This is a genomic window from Microcoleus sp. CZ3-B2, from assembly GCF_036705055.1.
GTDB lineage: Bacteria > Cyanobacteriota > Cyanobacteriia > Cyanobacteriales > Microcoleaceae > Microcoleus.
This window is the reverse complement of the sequence record NZ_JAUBTN010000120.1, coordinates 1-2,500: the sequence shown is the minus strand read 5'-3', so window position 1 is coordinate 2,500 and position 2,500 is coordinate 1. Positions and strand designations below refer to the sequence as shown.

2 rRNA genes (1 of these 2 cut by a window edge) are annotated in these 2,500 nt (G+C 52.7%); both read left to right on the top strand.

Features of this window, described 5'->3' with window-relative positions:
- Nucleotides 1-2,001, top strand: a 23S ribosomal RNA gene (locus QUA97_RS27790); it begins 889 nt to the left of the window's first position.
- 151 nt (nucleotides 2,002-2,152) lie between these two features.
- A 5S ribosomal RNA gene (gene rrf / locus QUA97_RS27785) occupies nucleotides 2,153-2,268 on the top strand.
- Nucleotides 2,269-2,500: the final 232 nt, after the last annotated feature.

The following is a 2,500-nucleotide window of genomic DNA, read 5'->3' as shown; positions in this document are numbered from 1 at the left end:
CCCCATGCAAACTCCGAATACCAGTGAGTGTCAGCACGGGAGACACACGGCGGGTGCTAACGTCCGTCGTGAAAAGGGAAACAACCCAGACCGTCAGCTAAGGTCCCAAAGTTATGGTTAAGTGGGAAACGATGTGGGAAGGCTTAGACAGCTAGGAGGTTGGCTTAGAAGCAGCCATCCTTTAAAGAAAGCGTAATAGCTCACTAGTCGAGTCGGCCTGCGCGGAAGATGTAACGGGGCTCAAACCATACACCGAAGCTACGGGTTCATCTTAGGATGAGCGGTAGAGGAGCGTTCTGTAAGCCTGTGAAGGTCAATTGAGAAGTTGGCTGGAGGTATCAGAAGTGCGAATGCTGACATGAGTAACGACAATGGGAGTGAAAAACTCCCACGCCGGAAGACCAAGGGTTCCTGCGCAACGTTAATCGACGCAGGGTGAGTCGACCCCTAAGGCGAGGCCGAAAGGCGTAGTCGATGGGAAACGGGTTAATATTCCCGTACTTGTAGTTACTGCGATGGGGGGACGGAGAAGGCTAGGCCAGCACGGCGTTGGTTGTCCGTGTTTAAGGTGGTAGGCTGATTTCTTAGGTAAATCCGGGAGATCAAGGCCGAGAACTGATGACGATCTTTCTTTTAGAAAGAGAAGTGGTTGATGCCATGCTTCCAGGAAAAGCCTCTAAGCTTCAGGTAACTAGAAATCGTACCCCAAACCGACACAGGTGGTCAGGTAGAGAATACCAAGGCGCTTGAGAGAACTCGGGTGAAGGAACTAGGCAAAATGGCACCGTAACTTCGGGAGAAGGTGCGCCGGTGAGGGTGAAGGACTTGCTCCGTAAGCTCATGCCGGTCGAAGATACCAGGCCGCTGCAACTGTTTATTAAAAACACAGCACTCTGCAAACACGAAAGTGGACGTATAGGGTGTGACGCCTGCCCGGTGCCGGAAGGTTAATTGATGGGGTTAGCTTCGGCGAAGCTCTTGATCGAAGCCCCGGTAAACGGCGGCCGTAACTATAACGGTCCTAAGGTAGCGAAATTCCTTGTCGGGTAAGTTCCGACCTGCACGAATGGCGTAATGATGGCGGCGCTGTCTCCACCCGAGACTCAGTGAAATTGAAATCGCTGTGAAGATGCAGTGTATCCGCGGCTAGACGGAAAGACCCCGTGAACCTTTACTATAGCTTTGCACTGGACTTTGAATTTGTTTGTGTAGGATAGGTGGGAGGCTTTGAAGCGTGGACGCTAGTTCATGTGGAGCCAACCTTGAAATACCACCCTGACAACTTTGAGGTTCTAACTCTGGTCCGTTATCCGGATCGAGGACAGTGTATGGTGGGTAGTTTGACTGGGGCGGTCTCCTCCCAAAGAGTAACGGAGGAGTACGAAGGTGCACTCAGCACGGTCGGAAATCGTGCGTAGAGTATAAAGGCAAAAGTGCGCTTGACTGCGAGACCCACACGTCGAGCAGGTACGAAAGTAGGTCTTAGTGATCCGGTGGTTCTGTATGGAAGGGCCATCGCTCAACGGATAAAAGGTACTCCGGGGATAACAGGCTGATACCGCCCAAGAGTTCATATCGACGGCGGTGTTTGGCACCTCGATGTCGGCTCATCACATCCTGGGGCTGAAGCCGGTCCCAAGGGTATGGCTGTTCGCCATTTAAAGTGGTACGCGAGCTGGGTTTAGAACGTCGTGAGACAGTTCGGTCCCTATCTGCCGTGGACGTTTGAGATTTGAGAGGGGCTGCTCCTAGTACGAGAGGACCGGAGTGGACGAACCCCTGGTGTTCCGGTTGTCACGCCAGTGGCATTGCCGGGTAGCTACGTTCGGAAAAGATAACCGCTGAAAGCATCTAAGCGGGAAACTTGCCTCAAGATGAGATCTCACCGGGAGCTTGACTCCCCTAAAGGGCCGTCGAAGACTACGACGTTGATAGGCTGGGTGTGTAAGCGTTGCAAGGCGTTGAGCTAACCAGTACTAATTGCCCGTGTGGCTTGACCATATAACACCCAAGCAATTTGGTGTGGTCATGACACCGATGAACGACAATCCGAACTTGGATTGGGATTGCAGTTACCGCTATGAAAAAACATTTCTATCACAGACCCACCCCTTTACGCCGTGTGGACTAAACAACGCACAGCAACGAATTGCTTGACGACCATAGAGCATTGGAACCACCTGATCCCATCCCGAACTCAGAAGTGAAACGATGCATCGCCGATGGTAGTGTGGGGTTTCCCCATGTGAGAGTAGGTCATCGTCAAGCGCTATACCAAAACCCCGGATATCCAACGATGTCCGGGGTTTTACTTTGAGCGCAGAAAACCCCAACTAAAGCGCTGCGCCCAGCCTGTACTCGGGTCATTGCAGATGAGCGGCTCAAGGCTCAATCTTCAACCAACACCACCGTCATTCCCGCGCAGGCGGGAATCCAAGCGCCGTCGCGGCCAGCTCTGCGCTCGCTGAACCAAGGTCAAAGTCAAAATGGATTCCCGCTT